Genomic DNA, 19,697 nt, shown 5'->3' on the forward strand with positions numbered 1-19,697 from the left:
AAGCCATGGCTCGCCGTTTCGCCGCGTTCGCCGCCACCGTCGTATTCGGCCTCGCCGTGGGAATTCCCGCCGCGCAGGCCACGGATTCGCCGAAATACGTCGCGCTCGGCGACTCCTACAGCGCCGCTTCCGGCGTGCTGCCACCGGACCCGTCCGCGTCGCCGTTGTGCGCCCGCTCCACCCTCAACTACCCGCACGTCATCGCCGCGCGGACCGGCGCGGCCCTCACCGACGTGACGTGCGGCGGCGCGCAGACGAAGGACTTCACAACCTCCCAGTACCCCGGCGTCGCCCCGCAGCTGGACGCGGTGGGCGCCCGCACCGATCTCGTGACGATGACGATCGGCGGCAACGACAGCAACGTGTTCATCACCGCGATCGTGGCGTGCGGCGCCGCGGGGCTGTCCACCGGCGGGCAGGGCAGCCCGTGCGCCGACCGGTACGGCTCCAGCTTCGAGGACACGGTGCGCACCAAGACGTATCCGGCGCTGGTCGGGGCGCTGGCCGCGGTGCGGGCCAAGGCACCGAAGGCCCAGGTCGGGATCCTGGGCTACCCGTGGATCCTGCCCGCCACAGGTGGCTGCTTCGACAAGATGCCCGTCGCGTCCGGCGACGTGCCCTACCTTCGTTCGCTGCAGGCCACGCTCAACGACGCCGTCCGGCGGGCGGCCGCGGCGACCGGCGCGGCCTACGTCGACATGAACACGGTCTCCGAAGGTCACGACGCGTGCCAGCCACTGGGTGTGCGCTGGATCGAACCGGTGCTGCAGGGCACCAACCCCGTGATCGTGCACCCGAACGCGCTCGGCGAGGCGAACATGGCGGCGCAGGCCATCGAGACGTTGCACCTGCGCTGAGCGCACAATGGTGCCAGCACGAGGAGAGGGGACGTCCATGCCCGACGACATCACGCCCGCGCCCGAAGGCGACTACAACGACACCGGGGTACCTAGCTTCGACTACGTCCGCGACCGCATCGAGGGCCGGTACGCGACGGCGCTCGGATCCACCGAACTCGCCGGTGAGACACCCGAGGCGGCCGCGCTGGAGAAGAAACTCGCCGAACGCGACAAGGCCGCCAAGAGCAGGCTCGAAGAGATCCGCCGCTCCCTGCGTGACGGCTGACTACCCGGGCTGGCGCTGCAGGTCGAAGTCCACAGTGAACTGATCGGCACCGGTCAGCGCGACTTCCCGCACCACGGGCTGGTAGTGCGCGGTGGTGAGCGTATACGCGCCGGGCAGCAGACCGTCCACTGTGTACTCGCCGGACGCGCCCGTGGTCGTGCTGGCGACCGCGACGCCGCCGGCATCGGTGAGGGTCACCGTCGCGTGCGGCAGGCCCCGGCCGTCCGGATCGGTCACCGTTCCGCTCAACCGCCCGGCCAGGCGCAGCGACAGCTCGATGCTCGCGGGCTCGTCACCGACCAGAACCGTGGCCGCCGCGGGCTCGCGCCCCGGCAGCGTCGCGACGACCGTGATCTGGCCGGCGGGCAGGCCCGCGAGCCGGAACGTGCCGTCCTCCCCCGCCACCGTCGTGCCGATGACCTCTCCCTCGCGGGTGGTGGCCGTGACCGTCGCCCCGGCCTCGACCGCGCCGGTCAGCAGGCCGCGGCCGGTGAGCGCGACGTCGTGCACGGCACCGACGCCGTTGATCGACACCGTCGCGGCATCCGGCTGGAACCCGGTGGCGGTCACGATCACCGTGTAGGTCCCCGACCCCAGTCCCGCGACGCGGTAACCGCCGGTCTCGTCGGCGTGCACGCGCTCGATCTGGTGCCCGTCGGGACCGGTCACCGTCACCACGGCGCCGGGCACGCTTCCGCCTCCGGCCGAGCGCAGCCAACCCGCGATCTCGCCCGCGCGGACCGGCTCCGGTGCGGGCTCCGGGACGGTGGCGGCCGCGGGTGCGGCCGCGGAAGCCCGGCGCTGCTTGGGCAGGAACCCCGCGACGATGAAGGCCAGGATCGCCGCACCGGAGGCGATCGCCAGCACCACGCGGAACCCGCTCTGCGCGGGCACCGTCGCCGGCCCGAGCGAGACCGTCATCTGGGCCAGGACGACACCGGCCACAGCACTGGAGACCGAGGTGCCGATGGAGCGCATGAGCATGTTGAGGCTGTTGGCCGCGGCGGTCTCGGTGACCGGCACCGCGCCCATGATCAACGCCGGCAGCGACCCGTAGGACAGCCCGATGCCGACACCGATCAGGCAGGAGATGATCACGACCTGCCAGACCGCGCCCATCAGCACGATGCCCAGCGCGTAGGCGATCCCGACGATCAGCGCGCCGATCATCAGCGTCACCTTGGGCCCGTAGGCCCGCGACACGCGCGCCGACACCGGCGACACGATCATCATCACCAGCCCGGAGGGCGCCATGACCAGGCCCGCGACGAGCATCGTCTGACCGAGCCCGTAACCGGTGGCCGCGGGCAGTTGCAGCAACTGCGGCAGCACCAGTGACATGGCGAACATCGCGAAGCCGAACACCGCGGACGCGATGTTGGTCAGCAGCACCTGCCTGCGCGCGGTGGTGCGCAGGTCGACGAGTGGCTGCTTCGTGCGCAGTTCGTACCAGCCCCACAGCAGCAGCACGACGATCGCGCCACCGAACAGGCCCAGCGTCAGCCCGCTGCCCCAGCCCCAGCTCGCACCCTTGGAGATCGCGAGCAGCAGGGCGACCAGCGCGGCGGACAGCCCGGCGGCACCGGCGAAGTCGAACCGCGCGGCGGCGGCCTTGGGTGAACCGGGGACGAGCGTGATGGTCAGCACGAGCGCCGCGACACCGAGCGCGGCCGAGACCCAGAACAGCATGTGCCAGTCCAAGTTCTCGGCCAGCAGCGCGGCGGCGGGCAGGCCCAGCGCGCCGCCGACACCGAGCGATGCGCTCATCAGCGCCGTCGCGCCACCGAGCCGCTCCGGCGGCAGCACGTCTCGCATGATGCTGATGCCCAGCGGGATCACCGGCGAGGCCAGCCCCTGCAGGGCGCGGCCGATGACGATCGGCGTCAGGCTGTCGCTCAGCCCGGCCGTGGCCGAACCGGCGATCAGCAGCACCAGGCACAGCAGCAGCATCCGCCGCTTGCCGTACATGTCGCCGAGCCGCCCGAGGACCGGCGTGGACACCGCGCCCGCGAGCAGGGTCGCGGTGATCGCCCACGCGGTGTCCGAGGACGAGGCGTGCAGCAGCTTCGGCAGTTCGGGCACCAGCGGGATGACCAGCGTCTGCATGAGCGCCACGACGATCCCGGAGAAGGCCAGAACGCCGACGACCGCGCCTGGCGCGGCCGCTCCGGCTCGTTCGGCTGGTTTGTGCATGCTGGACCTCGTTTCGGCGCCATTGTGGATTCCCGGGCGTTAGCTTAAGTCAGTCAGTTGACTTACGTCTAGGCGGGGGTTACCGTTGGGGTGAGGACAAATCGGACAGCCCCGGAGGTCAGCGTGGATCAGCACGGGCTCACGTCTTCCCGGCCCGCGAGTTTTCGCGGCGCGCCCGGCGCCGGACGGATTGTTCTCACCCCGCGCAGTACGGTGCGATGGTGACCATGACCGACAAGACGACGGTACGGACGGAACGGGTCACGGCCACCCGGGAGGCGATCCTCACCGCCGCCGAGCGGCTGTTCGCCGAGTACGGCGTGTTCGCGGTGTCCAACCGGCAGGTCAGCGAGGCCGCGGGCCAGGGCAACAACGCGGCCGTGGGCTATCACTTCGGCACCAAGGCCGATCTGGTGCGGGCGATCATCCGCAAGCACACCGAACGGGTCGAGCGGCTGCGGGCGCGGATGGTCGCGCGGACCGGCGAGTCGACCGACGTGCGCGACTGGGTGGCGTGCCTGATCCGCCCGCAGACCGAGCATCTGGCCGCGCTCGGCAGCCCCACCTGGTTCGGCCGCTTCGCCGCGCAGGTGATGACCGATCCGGTGCTCCGGCAGGTCATGGCCGAGGAGTCGCTCGGGCAGCCCGCGCTCATGCGCACGATCGAGGGTTTCCAGCGCAGCCTGCCGAATCTGCCGCCGGAAGTCCGGGCCGAACGCGGCGACATGGCGCGCCAGCTGATGGTGCACATGGTCGCCGAACGCGAGCGTGCACTCGCCGAGGACACCCCCACCCCGCGCGCGACGTGGCACGACGCGGCGACAGGGCTGATCGACGCGCTGACCGGGCTGTGGCTCGCGCCCGTGACCGGGGGCCCGGCTTCCGCGCAGTAGGCTTCCCGCCGACAGCGAGGGGGGATCATGCAGGCCTGGATTGACGCCTCGGCCGGGATCGCGGGCGACATGATGCTCGGCGCGCTCGTGGACGCGGGCGCGCCGCTGCCCGTGCTGCAGGCGGCGGTCGACGCCGTGGTGCCCGGGTCGATCCTGCTCACCGAGTCCGAGGTGACACGCGCCGGGACGCGGGCCCGCAAGGTCGACCCGGTCTCACTTGTGGACAGTCCGCCGCACCGGCACTGGGCCGCGATCCGGCGGATGCTCACCGAAGCGGCACTTCCCGGGCCGGTGGCCGACGACGCGCTGCGCGTGTTCGGGCGGCTCGCCGAGGCGGAGGCCCGCGTGCACGGCACCACCGCCGAGGAGGTGCATTTCCACGAGGTGGGCGCGCTGGACGCGATCGCCGACGTGGTCGGCACCTGTGCGGCGCTGCACGAGCTGGGCGTGGACCGGCTGACGGTGAGCGCGATCGCCGTCGGGTCCGGCACCGTGCGGGCCGCGCACGGCACGCTGGCGGTCCCGGTGCCCGCCGTGGTGGAGATGACCCGGGGCTGGCGGATCCACGCCGGCGGGGAAGGCGAACTGGCCACGCCGACCGGTGTCGCGCTCGTGACTGCGCTCGCCACCGACAGCGGTCCGCTGCCGGAGATGCGGCTTCGCGTGGCGGGCACCGGCGCGGGCAGCAAGGACTTTCCCGGGCGCGCCAACGTGGTGCGGGTCCTCATCGCGGCGCCCGAGGACACCGGCGAGGCGTTCGTGCTGGAGACCAATGTGGACGATCTTGATCCGAGGGTCTGGCCGGGCGTGCTCGACAAGCTGCTCGCGGCGGGCGCCTCGGACGCGTGGCTCACCCCGATCCTGATGAAGAAGGGCCGCCCCGCGCACACCCTGCACGCGCTCGTTCCCGCCGGGCTGGCCGACACCGTGGCCGACGTCGTCGTCGCCGAGACCAGCACCTTCGGCCTGCGGCGGTTCGCGGTGCGGAAGACCGCGCTCGACCGCCGCTGGTTCGACGTCGCGCTCGACGGCGGCGTGGTGCGGATCAAGGTGGCCCACCGCGACGGCCGGATCGTGCAGGCCACGCCCGAGTTCGAGGACGCGGCGGCGCTGTCCCGCGCCACCGGGCGTCCCCTCAACGCCGTCCTTCACGAGGCGAACGCCGCCGCCACGGCACGCGGGCTCGCGGCGGGCGCTCCCCTGCGGGATTAGGCGGGATTAGGCGGGCGCCGGGAAGTTAAGGGTCTTGGTCGGTTGTCAAGTCGGTTGAGATGGTGACCGTGATTGCCTGATTCGCGGTGATCTCGGCGTCGATCAGGTCAGCGACGGCGAAGTTGCAGGGACTCCGTTGCCCGCCGCACAGGGTTGACCTACAACCCCAACGCCTAACTTCCCGGCATTGGGATTAGGCGGGCGCCGCGATCTGGGCGGCGATGTGCCCCGCGCCGTAGCCGTTGTCGATGTTGACCACCGACACGCCTGGCGCGCACGAGTTCAGCATCGTCAGCAGCGGCGCGATCCCGCCGAACGCGGCGCCGTAACCGACCGAGGTCGGCACCGCGATCACCGGCGCGCTGATCAGGCCCGCGACCACACTGGGCAGCGCGCCGTCCATCCCCGCGACGACGACCACCACCCGCGCGGCCCGCAGCAGGTCCAGGTGGCCGAGCACCCGGTGCAGGCCCGCCACCCCGACGTCGGCGACGAGTGCGCAGTCCCGCCCGAGATAGCGCGCGGTGAGGCAGGCTTCGCGCGCGACCGGCAGATCCGAGGTTCCCGCGCACAGCACCACCACCCGGCCCCCGGCGGGCTCGGGCGGCTCCCCCGGCCAGGCCACCAGACGCGCGTCGGCGTGATAGCGCGCGCCGGGCAGCTCGCGGCTGACGGCCTCGGCGTGGTCCTCGCCGGCGCGGGTGAACAGGGTGACCTCGCGGCGGTCGCGCACGGCGGCGGCGAGTGCGGCGGTCTGCTCGACGGTCTTGCCCGCGCAGTAGATCGCCTCGGGATAGCCGCGCCGGCCGGCGCGATCGTGGTCCAGCCGCGCGAAGACCTCCGGCGGGCTCCAGTCAGCCACGGACGTCCACCAGCGGCAGGGTGAGCGCACCGGATTGCAGGCCGCCCAGATCCACCGCCACGAAGCGGAAACCCGCGTCCAGCACGGCCGAGCGGACCCGGTCGCGAAGGGGCGCGGCCGCCGCGCGCACGAGGTCTTCGGCGAGCAGTTCGACACGCGCCACGTCGCCGTGGTGACGCACCCGCAGATCGCGGAAACCCAGTTCCCGCAGGGCGTTCTCGGCCTTTTCCACCTGCGCCAGCTTCGCCGGGGTCACCTCGGAGAAGTGCGGGATGCGGGAGGCCAGGCACGGCGCGGCGGGCTTGTCGGCGTTGGGCAGGCCCAGCGCGCGGGCCAGCGCCCGCACCGTCGCCTTGCCGATCCCGGCGTCGGCGAGCGGGCGCAGCACCCCGAACTCGCGCGCCGCGCGCCCGCCGGGTCGGTCGGCCCGGCGGATGTCGTCGGCGTTCTCGCCGTAGGCCAGCGCCGCGAGTCCCTCCCGTGCCGGCAGTTCACTCCAGATCCGGTCGAACAGCTCGTGTTTGCAGTGGTAGCAGCGGTCCGGCCCGTTCGCGCGGTACGCGGCACGCTCGCCTTCCCGCGTCGGCAGTTCCACCACCGGCGCCCCGACGAGCGCGGCGATCTCCCGCGCGTCGAGCCGTTCCCGCTCGGGCAGGCTCGGCGAGACCGCGACGATCGCACGCACACCGTCCGCGCCCAGCGTGCGGACAGCGAGCGCGAGCAGCACCGACGAGTCCACGCCGCCGGAGAACGCGACACCCAGCGGTGCCCGGCCGCGCAGCAGCGCCGCGACCCGTTCTTCGGCCGCCGCGAGTTCCGCGGGCAACGCTTCGGTCATGCCTCGATGACACCGGCACGGCCGCGTTTTGGCAAGCGATTGTCACGAGTTGCCGCCGATTGATGGCAATCGGTTGCCGCTCGCCTAGGATCGGTCCCGATGAGCGAAACGACGCGGCCGCCCACGATCTACGACGTCGCGAAGGCGGCGGGCGTCGCGCCGTCCACGGTCTCCCGCGCGTTCTCCCGGCCGGGCCGGGTCAGCGCCGCGACGGCGGCCCGCGTGCACGCCGTGGCCGCCGAACTCGGCTACCGCGTCAACCCGATCGCCCGTGCCCTGCAGAACGGGCGCACCGCGACGGTCGCACTCGTCGTGTCCGATGTGACCAATCCGGTCTACTTCGGCATCATCCGGGGCGTCGAGGCGGCCGCGGCCGACGCGGGCTACACGATGCTGCTCGCCGACGCGCAGGAGTCCGAGGAGCTGGAGCGCACGGCACTGGAGCGGGCGCTGTCCACTGTGGAAGGTGTCGTGCTGGCGGGGTCGCGGATGTCGGACCGCGCCATCCGCGCCGTCGCCGAGCGGCGCCCAGTGGTCGTGCTCAACCGGATCGTGCCCGGTTCCCGTTGCGTCGTGCCCGACACCGCCGCCGGGGTCGCCGCCGCGCTGGACCACCTGTGGGACCGGGGCCATCGCACGGTGACCTACCTCGCCGGTCCGGCCGCGTCGTGGGCGGATGGCAAGCGGTGGCGTTCGGTGCTCGATTCCGGCCCGAAGCTCGGGCTCAAGGTCAACCGCATCGGCCCGTGCGTGCCCACGATGGCCGGCGGAGTCGCGGCCGCGCGCGAGGTCCTGCGGCAGGGGCCGACGGCGGTGCTGGCCTACAACGACCTGCTCGCCATCGGGCTCATGCGCGGTCTCGCCGAGGGCGGCTGCCGCGTACCGGAGCAGGTGAGCGTGGTCGGTTTCGACAACGTGTTCGGCGCGGACTGGTGCACGCCTCCGCTGACCACCGTCGCCACTCCCTTGCGCGCCATGGGCACCGAGGCGTTCCGGGAACTGCACCGGCAGATCCGGGGCGAGAAGATGCGCTCGCGGGCCGTCGTGTCGCTGGCGGCTCAGCTCGTGGTGCGGGAGTCGACGGGTTTCCGCAGCCGGAAGAGGACCTCCCCGGCGTCGGGCACGACGAGGGTAGCGGGATCGGCGCGCCAGGCCTCGGGGTCCACTTCGGACGGATCGAGGTAGTCCAGATTGGCCGCGCGCACGCGGTCTTCCGGGATGCCGGTGGCCAGCGTGACGGTGACCCGGCAGTGCTCGCCCGATTCCGCGTCGTAGGTGCCCGCGCCACGCAGGTGGGTCGAATGCGCGAGCACGCCCCAGTGCAGGTGCTTGAACCTGTCCCACTGCCGCACGAAATAGTCCCGCGTGTGGTAGCCGATCCGCTCGATTTCCGGGTGCATCCGCGAGATCGAGGTGATGTGCGGCGCGTAGAGCACCACCTGGCCGCCGTCGGCGGTGACCGGTTCGACCTTGTAGAAACCCTTCGCCGCGGTCCACATGTCCTCGTACTTCGCGGGCATGATCGACAGCACCCGGCGTACCGGCTCGTCGAGGTAGCGGATGTGCACCCGCGACGAGACCTCCGCGGCGGCACGCCAGGCGCCGCCGGGGCTGCCGAACGAGGCGCTGTGCAGGTCCCCGGTGCCCGAGCCGACCACGACGCACAGCGCGTGCCGTTGCCCCGGCACGAGCGAGGCGGCCTCGTCGATCAGCGCCCGCACCGCGGTGATGCCGGAGGTGCCGATGATGTCGCGGCTGGTGATCAGCGCGCCGAGCCAGTGGGAGACGTCGATGACCTCGGGCCCGGACAGGCCCGGGAACAGGTACTTGTTACCGCCGGAGAACCCGACGACCTCGTGCGGGAACACCGGGCCGACGATGATCGTCACGTCGTGCTCGACCACCGCACGGTTGATCCGCACGTCCACGCCCTCGTGCAGCAGCCCGCCGGAGAGCTCGGCGATCGTCTCGGCGGAGATGTGGCCCGCGGTGAAGAACGTGGCCGGGTTCCACCATTCGTGGTTGCGCACCTCGAGCCCGGGATGGGCGCCGATCCACGAGGCGAGCCGGTCCTCGCTCATCGCCGCGTGCGTGCCGAGCGCGACCACCGCCGTCATCCGGCTCACCCGGCCGGACAGCTCCGCGTGCAGCGCGCCCATCAGCATCGGCAGCGGGCAGCTGCGGGTGGCGTCGGGCACGACGAGGCACACGCTGCGGCCGTCGAGGTCGAGCTCGGCCAGCTGCCCGGCGAGGAACTCCCGCACCTGCTCGTCGGTCAGCGGGGTGCCGGAGATCGTGGTCGCGTCGGGCATGAGCCCACCCTGCTCGCCCGCACGGCCCGGGCGCAACCCGCGGCGGCAACTCGTGGCAACCGATTGTCACCTTTGCCCGGGCCGGGTGAGATGGGCGGCATGGCTCGTACACTGGCGCCGCATCCCGACCGGTTGTTCCCGGCCGATCCGGGTGTCCGTGAGCTCGCCCGCCGCATCTACCAGGAGATCCGCGAGGCGCCGATCATCTCGCCACACGGGCATGTCGACGTCGCCACGCTCGCCGACGACGAGCCGTTCACCGACCCCGCGACGCTGTTCATCACTCCCGACCACTACGTCACGCGGCTCCTGCACGCGGGCGGTGTGCCGCTGGACAAGCTGGGTGTCGGCCGCGCTGCACTGTCCGAAGAGGACTCCCGTGGGGTGTGGCGGATCCTGTGCGAGCGCTGGGCGCTCTTCCGCGGGACACCGGTGCGGTACTGGCTTGAGTCCGAGCTGGCGGAGATCTTCGGCGTGACCGAGCAGCCGGACGCGGCGAACGCGGACGCGATCTACGACACGATCGCCGGCTGCCTGCGCCGCCCGGAGTTCCGGCCTCGCGCGCTGTTCCGGCGGTTCGGGATCGACGTGCTCGCCACCACCGACGATCCCTGCGACGACCTGGCGGCCCACCGGCGGCTGGCCGGCGATCCGTCGTGGCAGGGCCGCGTCGTGCCGACCTTCCGCCCGGATCGCTACCTCGAGCCGGGCCGGGCGGGCTGGCGCGCGGCGGTCGACCGGCTCGGCGAGGTCACCGGCATCGACACGGGTGACTACGCGGGCTATGTTCGCGCGCTGGAGGAGCGGCGCCGGTATTTCCACGAGCACGGCGCGGTGTCCGCCGACCACAGCCACCCCGACGTGCGCACCGATCCGCTCGACCCGGCGCAGGCGGCACGCGTCTACGCCGCCGCCCGTGCCGGGACGGCGACCGAGGCCGAGGCGACCGCGTTCCGGCGGCACATGCTGCTGGAGATGGCCCGGATGTCCACCGAGGACGGCCTGGTGATGACGCTGCATCCCGGCATCCGGCGCGGCCACCACACGCCGACCTCGGCGGCGTACGGTCCCGACACCGGGCACGACATCCCGCTGCGTATGGAGTTCACCGACGCGCTCCGCCCGTTGCTGGAGCGGTTCGGCACGCATCCGAACCTCACCCTCGTCCTGTTCACCGTGGACGAGACCACCTACTCCCGCGAGATCGCGCCGCTCGCGGGGTTCTACCCGGCGGTGTTCATCGGCGCGCCGTGGTGGTTCCTCGACGCGCCCGACGCGATCCGCCGGTTCCGCGGCGCGGTCACCGAAACGGCCGGCTACGGCAAGCTCGCCGGGTTCGTCGACGACACGCGCGCGTTCTGCTCGATCCCCGCACGACACGACATGGCCCGGCGGCTCGACGCGCGGGTGCTGGCCGAACTGGTCGCCGAGCACCGCCTGGACGAGGACGAGGCGATCGAGACCGCGCGGGACCTGGTGGGCGCGCAGCCGATGCGGGTGTTCCGCCTGTGAGGCTGTCCCGCACCACCGCCGCCGCGCCGGTCCGTATCGTCCACCTTGGACTCGGCAACTTCTTCCGTGCGCACCAGGCCTGGTACACCGCGCACGCGCCGGACGCGCAGGACTGGGGCATCGCCGCGTTCACCGGCCGTAGCGCGAAACTCGCCGACACACTGTCCGCACAGGACGGTGTGTACACCCTGATCACGCGCGAGGCGAAGGACGAGTTCGAGGTCGTCTCGTCGATCAGCCGGGCGCACGGCGCGGGCAAGCACGACGCCTGGCTGCGCTACCTCGCTTCACCGGACACGCGCGTCGTCACGTTGACCGTGACCGAGGCGGGCTACACGCGCGACCGCGACGGCGGGCTCGACACCACCGACCCCGCGGTCGCCGCGGATCTGACCGCGCTCCGCCGGGGTGCTCCCGTCAGGACGGCGGTGGCGCGGCTGGTGGCGGGACTGGCCGCGCGACGCGACGCCGGCGCCGGGCCGATCGCGGTCGTGCCGTGCGACAACCTGCCCGGCAACGGCGAGGTGCTCGCGCGGCTCACCGCGGAGTGCGCCGATCTCGTGGCGCCGGGCTGTGCGGAGGTGGCCTCGTTCGTCACGACGATGGTCGACCGCATCACGCCCGCGACGACCGGCGCCGATCTCGCTACCGCCGAGGCGGCGACCGGATACCGCGACGAGGCGCCGGTCGTCACCGAACCGTTCTCGGAATGGGTGCTCAGCGGCGAGTTCCCCGGCGGCCGTCCACAATGGAGCGCGACCTTCACCGACGACGTGATGCCCTACGAGCGAAGGAAACTCTGGCTGCTCAACGGCGCCCACTCGCTGCTCGCCTACACCGCCGCCCTGCGCGGGCACCGTACCGTCGGCGAGGCCGTCGCCGACGAGGTCTGCCGCAGCTGGCTCGCCGAGTGGTGGCAGGAGGCCGTGCCACATCTGGATCTTCCGGCCGCGGACCTGGACGCCTACTGCCGCGCGCTGCTGACGCGCTTCGCCAATCCCGGTGTGCGCCACCAGCTCGCCCAGATCGCCATGGACGGATCCCAGAAGCTGCCCGCGCGGATCCTTCCGGTGCTGCGGGAAGAACGCGACGCTGGACGGTTGCCGCGAGGCGCGGTGCGCTTGCTGGCGGGCTGGGTCTGCCATCTCACCGGAGCCGGCGTGCCCGTCTCCGATCCCGGCGCCGCGGGAGTGCGCGACGAACGCGACGCGCTGGCCCTGCTGGATCTGGCCGGGGACGAGGAACTGCGCGCCGCCGTCGCCGCCGAGGCGAACCGGTTGCGCGGCTGAGCTCCGGCCCGCACGCCACTGCCTGGCCCCACCAGGTCTCGCCGGGCCTCCGCCACCGCCCCGCCAGGTCTTGCCACCACTCACCGGGCCTCGCCACCGCCCCACCAGGCATCGCCCCGGATCACTCCCGCACGCTCTCGTTCGCCCGACCGGCCCCTCCTTAAATCAATCGCTTGACTTAAGGTGCCTTGTCCGGTTGGCTATTTCCCAACCGGTGCACGTCTTGCGAAGGAGGCCGTCGTGGGTGCAGGTGAGCCCGAAGAGGTGCTGGACTACCCGATCCCCAGTCCCGCCGCTTTGGAGCCGCCGCCGGAGTGGGCCCGGCTGCGGGACCGGTGCCCGGTCGCGCGCGTCACGCTGCCCAGCGGCGACGAGGCTTCCCTGCTCACCCGCTACGCCGACGTCAAGCAGGCGCTCTCCGACCCGCGGTTTTCCCGCCGGCTCACGGCCAAAGGCGCCGCCCGCATCGCCGACAGCGAGTCCGGCGGCGTGTTCAGCAGCGACACGACCGACGCGCTCCCCCAGTCCGGGCAGGGGCACCTCAAGTGGCGGCGCATGGTCGGCCGATGGTTCACCGCCAAGCGGATGGCGGCGCTGCGGCCGGGCATCGAGGAGATCGCGCACCGGCTCCTCGACGACATGGTCAAGAGCGGGCCGCCCGCCGACCTCAAGGCGGGCCTCGGGTTCCCGCTTCCGGTGTGGGTGATCTGCACGCTGCTCGGGGTGCCCGACAGCGACCGCGACCGCTTCGCCTACTGGTCGGACACGATGCTGAACCTGACCCGCTACGGCGATGACGAGATCAGCCAGGCCCAGGCGGCGTTCGCCGCCTACCTCGGGAGCCACATCGAGGCGAAGCGGTCGGCGCCGGGGGACGACCTGCTCAGCGAGCTGATCACGGCGACCGACTCCGATGGCGAGCGCCTGTCCGACGCGACGCTCGTGGCCACCGGCAAGGCACTGCTCGTCGCCGGGCACGAGACCACCGCCACCATGATCGGCGAGATGGTCGCGATGCTGCTGTCCGACCGGCGTCGCTGGAAGCGGCTGCTCGCGGACCGGTCGCTGGTGCGCACCGCCGTCGAGGAGGCGCTGCGGTTCGATGCGAACCCCGGCATCGGCCTGCCGCGCTACATCAGCGAGGACACCGAGATCGGCGAGCACAGTCTGGCGGCGGGCACCACGGTGATGTGCAGCATGGCGGCCGCCAACCGGGACGTCGCGGTGTTCGCCAACGCCGCGGACATGGACCTCGGCCGCAGCCCCAATACGCACCTGGCCTTCGGTTCGGGCGCGCACTCCTGCCTCGGCCAGGCGCTGGCCCGCACCGAACTGCAGGCCGTGCTCACCGTCCTGTTGGACCGGCTGCCCAGCCTGGAGCTGGCCGTCGACGTGGCGGAGCTGCGCCGGGTCGAGGGCCTGCCGGTCGGCGGGCTGCGTGAAGTCCCGGTCCGATGGTGACGACCGAGGACAAGGCGGCGCGCGCGAACGCGACGCGGGAGGCCGCCACGCGCCGGGCCACCTGGGAGGCCGCCGGCACCTCCCTGATCGACGTGCTCACCGGGCTGTATCCGGCGCCGGTCACGAGATGACAAGGAGGACGAGGCGATGAAGGTGACCGTGGACGAGGCCACATGCTGCGGCGCCGGGCAATGCGTGCTGCTCGCGCCCGAGGTGTTCGACCAGCGCGAGGACGACGGCATCGTCGTCCTGCTCGACGCCGAACCCGACGGGGACCTGCACCCGGCGGTGCGCGAGGCCGCTCACGTGTGCCCGGCCGAAGCGATCTCGCTGACCGAAGTGAACCGCCGCTGACCACCACGAAGGGAGACCGCATGACCAGCACACTCGACCCCGCCGCCCTACCGGAATACCCGATGGCGCGGGCACCGGGCTGCCCGTTCGATCCGCCGCCGGGCCTGCGGGCCACACAGGAGGAAGGGCCGCTCACCCGGGTCCGGCTGTGGGACGGCAGCACACCGTGGCTGGTGACGCGCTACGCCGACCAGCGCACGCTGCTGGCCGATCCGCGCATCAGCGCCGACATCTCCAAACCGGGCTATCCCGCGCAGACTCAGGTCACGGGCGAGCGCTCGAAGATCAGCTTCATCCTGATGGACGATCCCGAGCACGCCCGCCTGCGGCGCATGGTGACCGCGCCGTTCACCATCAAGCGCATCGAGCGGATGCGGCCGGGCGTGCAGAAGATCGTGGACGAGCTCATCGACGAGATGCTGGCCGGGCCGAAACCGGCAGACCTGGTGGAGGCGTTCGCGTTGCCCGTGCCGTCGCTGGTGATCTGCCAGTTGCTCGGCGTGCCCTACTCCGACCACGATTTGTTTCAGGACAACAGCAAGGTCATCATCCGGCGCACCGCGACGCCCGAGGAACGCGACGCCGCGATGAACAACCTGGTGTCCTATCTGGACGAGCTGGTCGGAGCGAAGCTCGCCGAGCCCGCCGAGGACTTGTTGTCCGGGCTCGCCGAGCGGGTCAAGGCCGGTGAGCTCACCCGCGCCGAGGCCGCGCAGACGGGCGTGCTGCTGCTCATCGCCGGGCACGAGACCACCGCGAACATGATCGCGCTCGGCACACTGGCGCTGCTCGAACATCCGGCGCAGCTCAAGCTCCTGCGGGAGACCGAGGACCCGGGACTGATCTCCTCGGCGGTCGAGGAACTGTTGCGGTATCTGCACATCACGCACAACGGGCGCCGCCGGGTCGCACTCGCCGACATCGCGATCGCCGGGCACGTCATCCGCGCGGGCGAAGGCGTGATCTTCCCGAACGACATCGGCAACCGCGATCCGGAGGTCTTCGCCGAGCCCGACCGGCTCGACATCGAACGGGACGCGCGCAAGCACGTGGCGTTCGGGTTCGGCGTGCACCAGTGCCTCGGCCAGCCGCTGGCGCGCATGGAACTCCAGGTCGTCTCCGGCACGCTCTACAAGCGCGTGCCCACCCTCGCGCTGGCCACCGACCTCGGCGAGGTCGCGTTCAAACACGACGGTTCGGTCTACGGCGTCTACGAGCTGCCGGTGACCTGGTGAAGGGATCGACGATGAAGGTGCTCATCGACCAGGACAAGTGTGTCGCGTCTGGACAGTGCGTCGTCGCCGCGGGCGAGGTCTTCGACCAGCGCGACGAGGACGGCGTCGTCGTGCTGCTCGACCCCGAGCCATCCGCGGCGCTGGCGCAGGACGTGAGGCACGCCGCCCAGGTGTGCCCGGCGCTGGCGATCACCGTCGAGGACTGAGCGCAGCGTCCGGTGCCGCCGGCGCGGGCGGCACCGGACTAGCTCGCGGCGAACGGCCCGTCCGTGGCGAACGCCAGCTCGGCGAAGCGCTCCCCCATCCGCCGGTGCGTCGCCCCGTCGGGATGCAGCCCGTCCGGCAACGGCGCATCGCCCTCGCCGTGGAGTGCCCGTCCGTCCAGATAGGACATGTTCGGGTCGCACCGGCCGGCCACGATGCCGGCGAGCACCTCCCGGATCACGGCGAGCGTGAGCTTGCCGCTCGCCCGCTCCGCCGGGTCACCCGTGGCATGGAACTTCATCTGTCCACGGGCCAGCGCGTCGGGGTCGAAGGCACCCGGGCCGGGCGTGTCCTCGTGGATCGGGCAGTGGATCGGTGAGAGGACCAGCAGCGGCGTGTCCGGATGCCCGTCGCGGATGGTGTCCAGGAAACCGTGCACGGCGGGACCGAAGACCCGCAGCCGCATCGCGTCCGCGTTGACCAGGTTGATGCCGATCTTCACGCTGATCAGGCCCGCGGGTGTGTCCCGCATGGCGCGCGCGGTGAACGGATCGAGCAGGGCGCTGCCGCCGAACCCCAGGTTGATCAGCTCCACCCCGCCGAGCGACGCGGCGAGCGCGGGCCAGCTGGTGGCCGGGCTCGCGGCGTTGGAGCCCTGGCTGATGGAACTGCCGTGGTGCAGCCAGACCCGGCGGCCGGAGTCGGGCACCGGGCCGGCCGGCGCGTCGGCGCGCAACGCCACCAGTTCGCTGATCTCGTTGTGCGGCAACCAGATCTCGACGTCCTTGAGCCGCTCCGGCAGCCCGGCGAACCGCATGGTGCCCACCGGGCCGGGGACGTGCTCGACCGCGCCGGTGGCCGGGTCGATGATCGTCGTGTCCCCACCGGAGGCCGTGGCCCGCGCGGTGAGCTCGCCGTCGACGAGCAGGTCGTAGACGCCGCCCGGGCGGGGCGGCAAGCCGGCGTAGACCCGCCTGGTGCGCCGCGCGTCGAGTTCGATGACGGTGGCCCGGGTGCGCAGCGCGAGACGCACCCCGGACGGCTCGGACTCCGCCGTCAGAAGCTGACCGTCGGTGCACTGGGCACGGGCCCGCGCGGGCAGGCGGTGCGGCAGCAGGCCGCGCGCGGTGTCTTCCAGATCGAGCGCGCCGCGCAGCAGGTCCGCGGTGATCGGGGTCGGGTGCACAGGACTTCCGCCTTCAGGTGGTGGGCCAGTTCCGCAGGAGGGCGTCGAGGGCGTCGACGATCCGCGGCCAGCTCACCTCGGGGCCGGGTGCGCTGTGGCTGAAGCCGCCGCCCAGCTCCAGGCTCACGTACCCGTGGAAGACGCTGCCGAGCAGCCGGACGGCATGCGTCTGCTCCGGCTCGCTCAGCTCGTAGCCACGCAGGATCGCCCGCGTCATCTCCGCGTGCCGCGGCCCCGCACTGGCGGCCGCCGTCTCCGGGTCGAGCCGGAGCTGGGCCGCGGCGTAGCGGCCCGGATGCTGCCTGGCGTAATCGCGGTAGACGTTCGCGAACGCGGTCAGCGCGTCCTTGCCCGCCCGGCCGGCCAGCGCGGCCGCACCACGGTCGGCGAGTTCGGCCAGCGCCAGCAGCGCGATCCGCGTCTTGAGGTCCTGCGAGCTCTTCACGTGCGAGTACAGACTCGCGACCTGGACGCCGAAACGCCGGGCCAGCGCCGAAACGGTGACCTGGTCGAAACCGGCCTCGTCGGCCAGCTCCGCTCCGGCCACCGTCAGGCGCTCGGCGGTCAGCCCCACCCGTGCCATCACCCCTCCTTGCTAAACCATTTAAGCATCTTCCTAAAAGATTTAGCAAAGCGGGAGGGTCACACGTCGTAAAGCCAGTCCAGGTACTTGTCGTCGGCGAGGTCGCGCTGCCGGAACAGCTCGTTGCGCAGTACCCGCGCCACGCCGTCCACGTACCAGATGTCGCCCCACATCCGGGCGGTGGTCTGCCTGCGCGCGGTCCGCGCGGCCACGGTGTTGAAGATCTCCCCGCGCCGCAAGGCCTACTGCACGAGATGGCAGCCCGGCCCGAGGTAGACGACGACGTCGTTCTTCGCGTCCGGATCCAGTTCCCGGCCCAGCTGCTCCACCGGGAACGCGCCCGCGCGGGGATGTCGAGCAGATCGCTGCGGTGGATCACCACGGACGGCGCGCGATAGCGCTGCGCGAACTCGTCCCGCAGATCCCGATGCGTCAGCTCGGTTCCGTCGACGGCGTCACGGAAGACCAGCCGGTTGGGCAGCACGCCGGCGCCGATGACCTCAGCCCGCCTTCGCCGTGTTCTCCAGCCGGCCGATGCCGGCGATCTCGGTGACGACCGTGTCGCCCTCGGCGAGGTACCGGGGAGGTTTGCGCGCGTGGCCGACACCGCCGGGCGTGCCGGTGGCGATGATGTCGCCGGGGCGCAGCGTGATGATCGTGGACGCGTAGCGGACCAGGTCTACGGGGCCGAACACCAGATCGGAGGTGTCCGCCTTCTGCACGATCTCACCGTTGACCGCACAGGTCATCGACAGCGAGGGCCGCAGCCCGCCCGGCAGTTCATCGGGCGTGACGAGCACCGGCCCGAGCGGTGTGGTGCCCTCGAACGTCTTGCCCTGCAACCATTCCTTGGTGCGGAACTGCCAGTCGCGCATCGTCACGTCGTTCATCACGGTGAAGCCCGCGATGGCCTGCTCTGCCTCCTGCTCGCTCGCACGGCGCACGGTCTTGCCCACCACGACGGTCAGTTCGGCCTCCCAGTCCACGGCGGAGGATTCGGGGGCGAGCGCGATGTCGTCCCGCGGGCCGATCAGCGCGTCGGCGAACTTCGCGAACAGCGTCGGATACTCGGGCAGGTCACGGCCCATCTCCAGAATGTGGTTGCGGTAGTTGAGACCGACGCACAGCACCTTGCCCGGGTGCGGCACGACCGGCGCGAGCGCGGTCCCGCGCAGCGGATGCACCGCTCCCCCGGCCGCCGTTGCCGGGTCGCCTGCGGCCAGCAGCGCGCCGACGTCGGGGAAGTCCAGCTCGGCATAGCCGTCGTCGGTCAGCCGCGCGGCGCGGGTGCCCTCGGGAGTGCGGATGGTCGCGAGTTTCACTTCGGGTCCTCCTGGACGCGGTGCTGGTCGAGTCGTTCGAAGATCGGGGTGTCGGAGAAGCGGAACAGGTCGAGCCCGTGCTCGGTGGACAGGTGCAGCGGCTGCCACGAGGGCACCACGAACAGGTCGCCGCGCTCCACCGTCCAGCTCACGTCGCCGACGCTCACCTGCCCGGAACCCTCGAAGACCTGGTACACCGACGAGCCGACCTCGCGGACCGCGGCGGTTTCGGTGTCGCGCGCGAGGCGGTGGAACTCGGTGCGGATGGTCGGCATGACATCGCCGCCGGTGGTCGGGTTCGTGTAGCGCACGGCGGCGTGTCCCGGTCCGGCGGTGGCGGGATACCCCTCGGCCTCGAGCGCGAGCTGGTCGCTGAGCGCGCGGTCGGTGTACTCCCAGCGGTAGGCCAGCAGCGGCGTCGCGGGCGCGGGCGTGAGGTGTGTGAGCGGCCGCAGGCCCGGATGCGCCCACAGGCGTTCCGAGCGGGACTTCTCCGGCGCCTCGCGGGTCTCCACCTCGTCCGGCCCGAACTCGAAGAACGTGCTCTCGCCGAAGTACTGGAACGGGATGTCGAGCCCGTCGATCCAGGCCATCGGCCGGTCGGTGTTGTTGTGGTGGCCGTGCCAGTTCCACCCCGCCTGCGGCAGGAAATCCCCGCGCCGCATCGCGACCGGGTCGCCGTTGACGACGGTCCACACGCCCTCGCCCTCGACGACGAACCGGAACGCGTTCTGGGTGTGCCGGTGCACGGGCGCGTCCTCGCCGGGATTGAGGTACTGGATCGCGGCCCACAGCGTCGGCGTGGCGAACGGCCTGCCGGCCAGGCCCGGATTGGCGAGCGCGATGGCGCGGCGCTCGCCGCCCCGGCCGACCGGCACCAGCTCGCCGGCCCGCTCGGCCATCGGCAGCAGCGTGTTCCAGCGCCACAGATGGGCGCTCGCCTTGGACCGTGGCGCGGGCGGCATGAGATCGCCGATCTCCGTCCACAGTGGAATCAGCAGCTCCGACTCGAAGCCGCGGTAGAGCGCTTCCAGCTCCGGCGTGCGCTCCGGCTGGTTCTCGGCGTCGCTCGCGGTGATCGTCACCGGCGACTCGCTGGCGGTGGTCATGCTTCCA

The 19,697-nt window shown here is 72.0% G+C and carries 20 protein-coding genes and 1 pseudogene; 12 read left to right on the plus strand and 9 right to left on the minus strand.

The features are described 5' to 3' along the window. Positions 1 to 5 precede the first annotated feature (5 nt). Together HFP15_RS07235 and HFP15_RS07240 are read left to right on the plus strand one after the other, a co-directional pair. Positions 6 to 857, plus strand: coding sequence for an SGNH/GDSL hydrolase family protein (locus HFP15_RS07235; RefSeq protein ID WP_168512782.1), 852 nt, complete (start codon positions 6 to 8; stop codon positions 855 to 857). A gap of 37 nt (positions 858 to 894) precedes the next feature. Beyond that, entirely contained in the window at positions 895 to 1,125 is a 231-nt protein-coding gene (locus HFP15_RS07240) for a PspA/IM30 family protein (RefSeq protein WP_168512784.1), read from the plus strand. Here the strand turns inward: HFP15_RS07240 and HFP15_RS07245 are convergent, their stop codons facing one another. After that, a complete protein-coding gene (locus HFP15_RS07245) occupies positions 1,126 to 3,318 on the minus strand; it encodes an MFS transporter (RefSeq protein ID WP_168512786.1) in 2,193 nt (730 codons plus the stop codon). It abuts the gene before it with no gap. A gap of 227 nt (positions 3,319 to 3,545) precedes the next feature. Between HFP15_RS07245 and HFP15_RS07250 the strand changes: the two genes are divergently transcribed. Next, positions 3,546 to 4,211 carry a TetR/AcrR family transcriptional regulator gene (locus tag HFP15_RS07250; RefSeq protein WP_210716830.1) on the plus strand — a complete coding sequence of 222 codons (666 nt, stop codon included), beginning with the start codon at positions 3,546 to 3,548 and terminating at the stop codon, positions 4,209 to 4,211. Between the two features lie 27 nt (positions 4,212 to 4,238). Beyond that, positions 4,239 to 5,423 (plus strand): nickel pincer cofactor biosynthesis protein LarC, encoded by a 1,185-nt coding sequence (gene larC, locus HFP15_RS07255; protein WP_168512790.1) that lies wholly within the window; start codon positions 4,239 to 4,241, stop codon positions 5,421 to 5,423. 193 nt (positions 5,424 to 5,616) lie between these two features. On the opposite strand, the gene larB is transcribed toward larC, so the two are convergent. Then, positions 5,617 to 6,285, minus strand: coding sequence for a nickel pincer cofactor biosynthesis protein LarB (gene larB, locus HFP15_RS07260; RefSeq protein WP_168512792.1), 669 nt, complete (start codon positions 6,283 to 6,285; stop codon positions 5,617 to 5,619). Further along, a complete protein-coding gene (larE, locus tag HFP15_RS07265) occupies positions 6,278 to 7,123 on the minus strand; it encodes an ATP-dependent sacrificial sulfur transferase LarE (protein WP_168512794.1) in 846 nt (281 codons plus the stop codon). Before larE ends, larB begins: the two co-directional genes overlap by 8 nt. 99 nt (positions 7,124 to 7,222) lie before the next feature. On the opposite strand from larE, the pseudogene HFP15_RS07270 reads away from it, so the two are divergent. Further along, a pseudogene (locus HFP15_RS07270) lies at positions 7,223 to 8,146 on the plus strand (LacI family DNA-binding transcriptional regulator); the annotation flags it as partial. A gap of 35 nt (positions 8,147 to 8,181) precedes the next feature. Here the strand turns inward: HFP15_RS07270 and HFP15_RS42600 are convergent. Beyond that, positions 8,182 to 9,435, minus strand: a complete 1,254-nt coding sequence (locus tag HFP15_RS42600; protein ID WP_246271486.1) for a lactate racemase domain-containing protein — start codon at positions 9,433 to 9,435, stop codon at positions 8,182 to 8,184. A gap of 99 nt (positions 9,436 to 9,534) precedes the next feature. Here HFP15_RS42600 and uxaC point away from each other — a divergent pair, with 99 nt between their 5' ends. From uxaC to HFP15_RS07310, 7 genes are all read left to right on the plus strand, one after another. Next, on the plus strand, positions 9,535 to 10,947 hold the full coding sequence (gene uxaC, locus HFP15_RS07280; RefSeq protein ID WP_168512798.1) for a glucuronate isomerase: 1,413 nt from the start codon (positions 9,535 to 9,537) through the stop codon (positions 10,945 to 10,947). Next, on the plus strand, positions 10,944 to 12,236 hold the full coding sequence (locus HFP15_RS07285; protein ID WP_168512800.1) for a mannitol dehydrogenase family protein: 1,293 nt from the start codon (positions 10,944 to 10,946) through the stop codon (positions 12,234 to 12,236). The genes uxaC and HFP15_RS07285 overlap by 4 nt, the downstream gene beginning before the upstream one ends. A 240-nt stretch (positions 12,237 to 12,476) precedes the next feature. Beyond that, positions 12,477 to 13,697 (plus strand): cytochrome P450, encoded by a 1,221-nt coding sequence (locus HFP15_RS07290; RefSeq protein ID WP_168512802.1) that lies wholly within the window; start codon positions 12,477 to 12,479, stop codon positions 13,695 to 13,697. Continuing rightward, positions 13,691 to 13,828 carry a TetR family transcriptional regulator gene (locus HFP15_RS07295; RefSeq protein WP_168512804.1) on the plus strand — a complete coding sequence of 46 codons (138 nt, stop codon included), beginning with the start codon at positions 13,691 to 13,693 and terminating at the stop codon, positions 13,826 to 13,828. Before HFP15_RS07290 ends, HFP15_RS07295 begins: the two co-directional genes overlap by 7 nt. A 16-nt stretch (positions 13,829 to 13,844) precedes the next feature. Beyond that, positions 13,845 to 14,051: a ferredoxin gene (locus HFP15_RS07300; RefSeq protein ID WP_168512806.1), complete on the plus strand. Its 207-nt coding sequence runs from the start codon at positions 13,845 to 13,847 to the stop codon at positions 14,049 to 14,051. 20 nt (positions 14,052 to 14,071) lie between these two features. Continuing rightward, positions 14,072 to 15,286, plus strand: coding sequence for a cytochrome P450 (locus HFP15_RS07305; protein WP_168512808.1), 1,215 nt, complete (start codon positions 14,072 to 14,074; stop codon positions 15,284 to 15,286). An 11-nt stretch (positions 15,287 to 15,297) separates the two neighbouring features. After that, positions 15,298 to 15,492 carry a ferredoxin gene (locus tag HFP15_RS07310; RefSeq protein ID WP_168512810.1) on the plus strand — a complete coding sequence of 65 codons (195 nt, stop codon included), beginning with the start codon at positions 15,298 to 15,300 and terminating at the stop codon, positions 15,490 to 15,492. Between the two features lie 38 nt (positions 15,493 to 15,530). Here the strand turns inward: HFP15_RS07310 and HFP15_RS07315 are convergent, their stop codons facing one another. The 5 genes from HFP15_RS07315 to HFP15_RS07335 all read right to left on the minus strand — a co-directional run bounded on the left by HFP15_RS07315 (position 15,531) and on the right by HFP15_RS07335 (position 19,690). Further along, complete coding sequence (locus tag HFP15_RS07315) at positions 15,531 to 16,676, minus strand: SGNH/GDSL hydrolase family protein (protein WP_168512812.1); 1,146 nt, start codon at positions 16,674 to 16,676, stop codon at positions 15,531 to 15,533. Positions 16,677 to 16,689: 13 nt separating this feature from the next. After that, positions 16,690 to 17,259, minus strand: a complete 570-nt coding sequence (locus HFP15_RS07320; protein WP_168512814.1) for a TetR/AcrR family transcriptional regulator — start codon at positions 17,257 to 17,259, stop codon at positions 16,690 to 16,692. Between the two features lie 59 nt (positions 17,260 to 17,318). Further along, positions 17,319 to 17,471: a hypothetical protein gene (locus tag HFP15_RS07325; protein WP_168512817.1), complete on the minus strand. Its 153-nt coding sequence runs from the start codon at positions 17,469 to 17,471 to the stop codon at positions 17,319 to 17,321. A gap of 288 nt (positions 17,472 to 17,759) precedes the next feature. Further along, positions 17,760 to 18,581: a fumarylacetoacetate hydrolase family protein gene (locus HFP15_RS07330; protein WP_168512819.1), complete on the minus strand. Its 822-nt coding sequence runs from the start codon at positions 18,579 to 18,581 to the stop codon at positions 17,760 to 17,762. After that, positions 18,578 to 19,690 carry a cupin domain-containing protein gene (locus tag HFP15_RS07335; protein WP_168512821.1) on the minus strand — a complete coding sequence of 371 codons (1,113 nt, stop codon included), beginning with the start codon at positions 19,688 to 19,690 and terminating at the stop codon, positions 18,578 to 18,580. Before HFP15_RS07335 ends, HFP15_RS07330 begins: the two co-directional genes overlap by 4 nt. Between the last annotated feature and the right edge of the window lie 7 nt (positions 19,691 to 19,697).

Origin of the sequence: Amycolatopsis acididurans (assembly GCF_012328925.1) — a bacterium.
Taxonomy (GTDB): Bacteria; Actinomycetota; Actinomycetes; order Mycobacteriales; family Pseudonocardiaceae; genus Amycolatopsis_E; species Amycolatopsis_E acididurans.

Coding starts and splice junctions, on each gene's coding strand:
- HFP15_RS07235 (WP_168512782.1), top strand. CDS start 6: ATGGCTCGCCGTTTCGCCGCGTTCGCCGCCACCGTCGTATTCGGCCTC.
- HFP15_RS07240 (WP_168512784.1), top strand. CDS start 895: ATGCCCGACGACATCACGCCCGCGCCCGAAGGCGACTACAACGACACC.
- HFP15_RS07245 (WP_168512786.1), bottom strand. CDS start 3,318: ATGCACAAACCAGCCGAACGAGCCGGAGCGGCCGCGCCAGGCGCGGTC.
- HFP15_RS07250 (WP_210716830.1), top strand. CDS start 3,546: ATGACCGACAAGACGACGGTACGGACGGAACGGGTCACGGCCACCCGG.
- larC (WP_168512790.1), top strand. CDS start 4,239: ATGCAGGCCTGGATTGACGCCTCGGCCGGGATCGCGGGCGACATGATG.
- larE (WP_168512794.1), bottom strand. CDS start 7,123: ATGACCGAAGCGTTGCCCGCGGAACTCGCGGCGGCCGAAGAACGGGTC.
- HFP15_RS42600 (WP_246271486.1), bottom strand. CDS start 9,435: ATGCCCGACGCGACCACGATCTCCGGCACCCCGCTGACCGACGAGCAG.
- uxaC (WP_168512798.1), top strand. CDS start 9,535: ATGGCTCGTACACTGGCGCCGCATCCCGACCGGTTGTTCCCGGCCGAT.
- HFP15_RS07295 (WP_168512804.1), top strand. CDS start 13,691: ATGGTGACGACCGAGGACAAGGCGGCGCGCGCGAACGCGACGCGGGAG.
- HFP15_RS07300 (WP_168512806.1), top strand. CDS start 13,845: ATGAAGGTGACCGTGGACGAGGCCACATGCTGCGGCGCCGGGCAATGC.
- HFP15_RS07305 (WP_168512808.1), top strand. CDS start 14,072: ATGACCAGCACACTCGACCCCGCCGCCCTACCGGAATACCCGATGGCG.
- HFP15_RS07310 (WP_168512810.1), top strand. CDS start 15,298: ATGAAGGTGCTCATCGACCAGGACAAGTGTGTCGCGTCTGGACAGTGC.
- HFP15_RS07320 (WP_168512814.1), bottom strand. CDS start 17,259: ATGGCACGGGTGGGGCTGACCGCCGAGCGCCTGACGGTGGCCGGAGCG.
- HFP15_RS07335 (WP_168512821.1), bottom strand. CDS start 19,690: ATGACCACCGCCAGCGAGTCGCCGGTGACGATCACCGCGAGCGACGCC.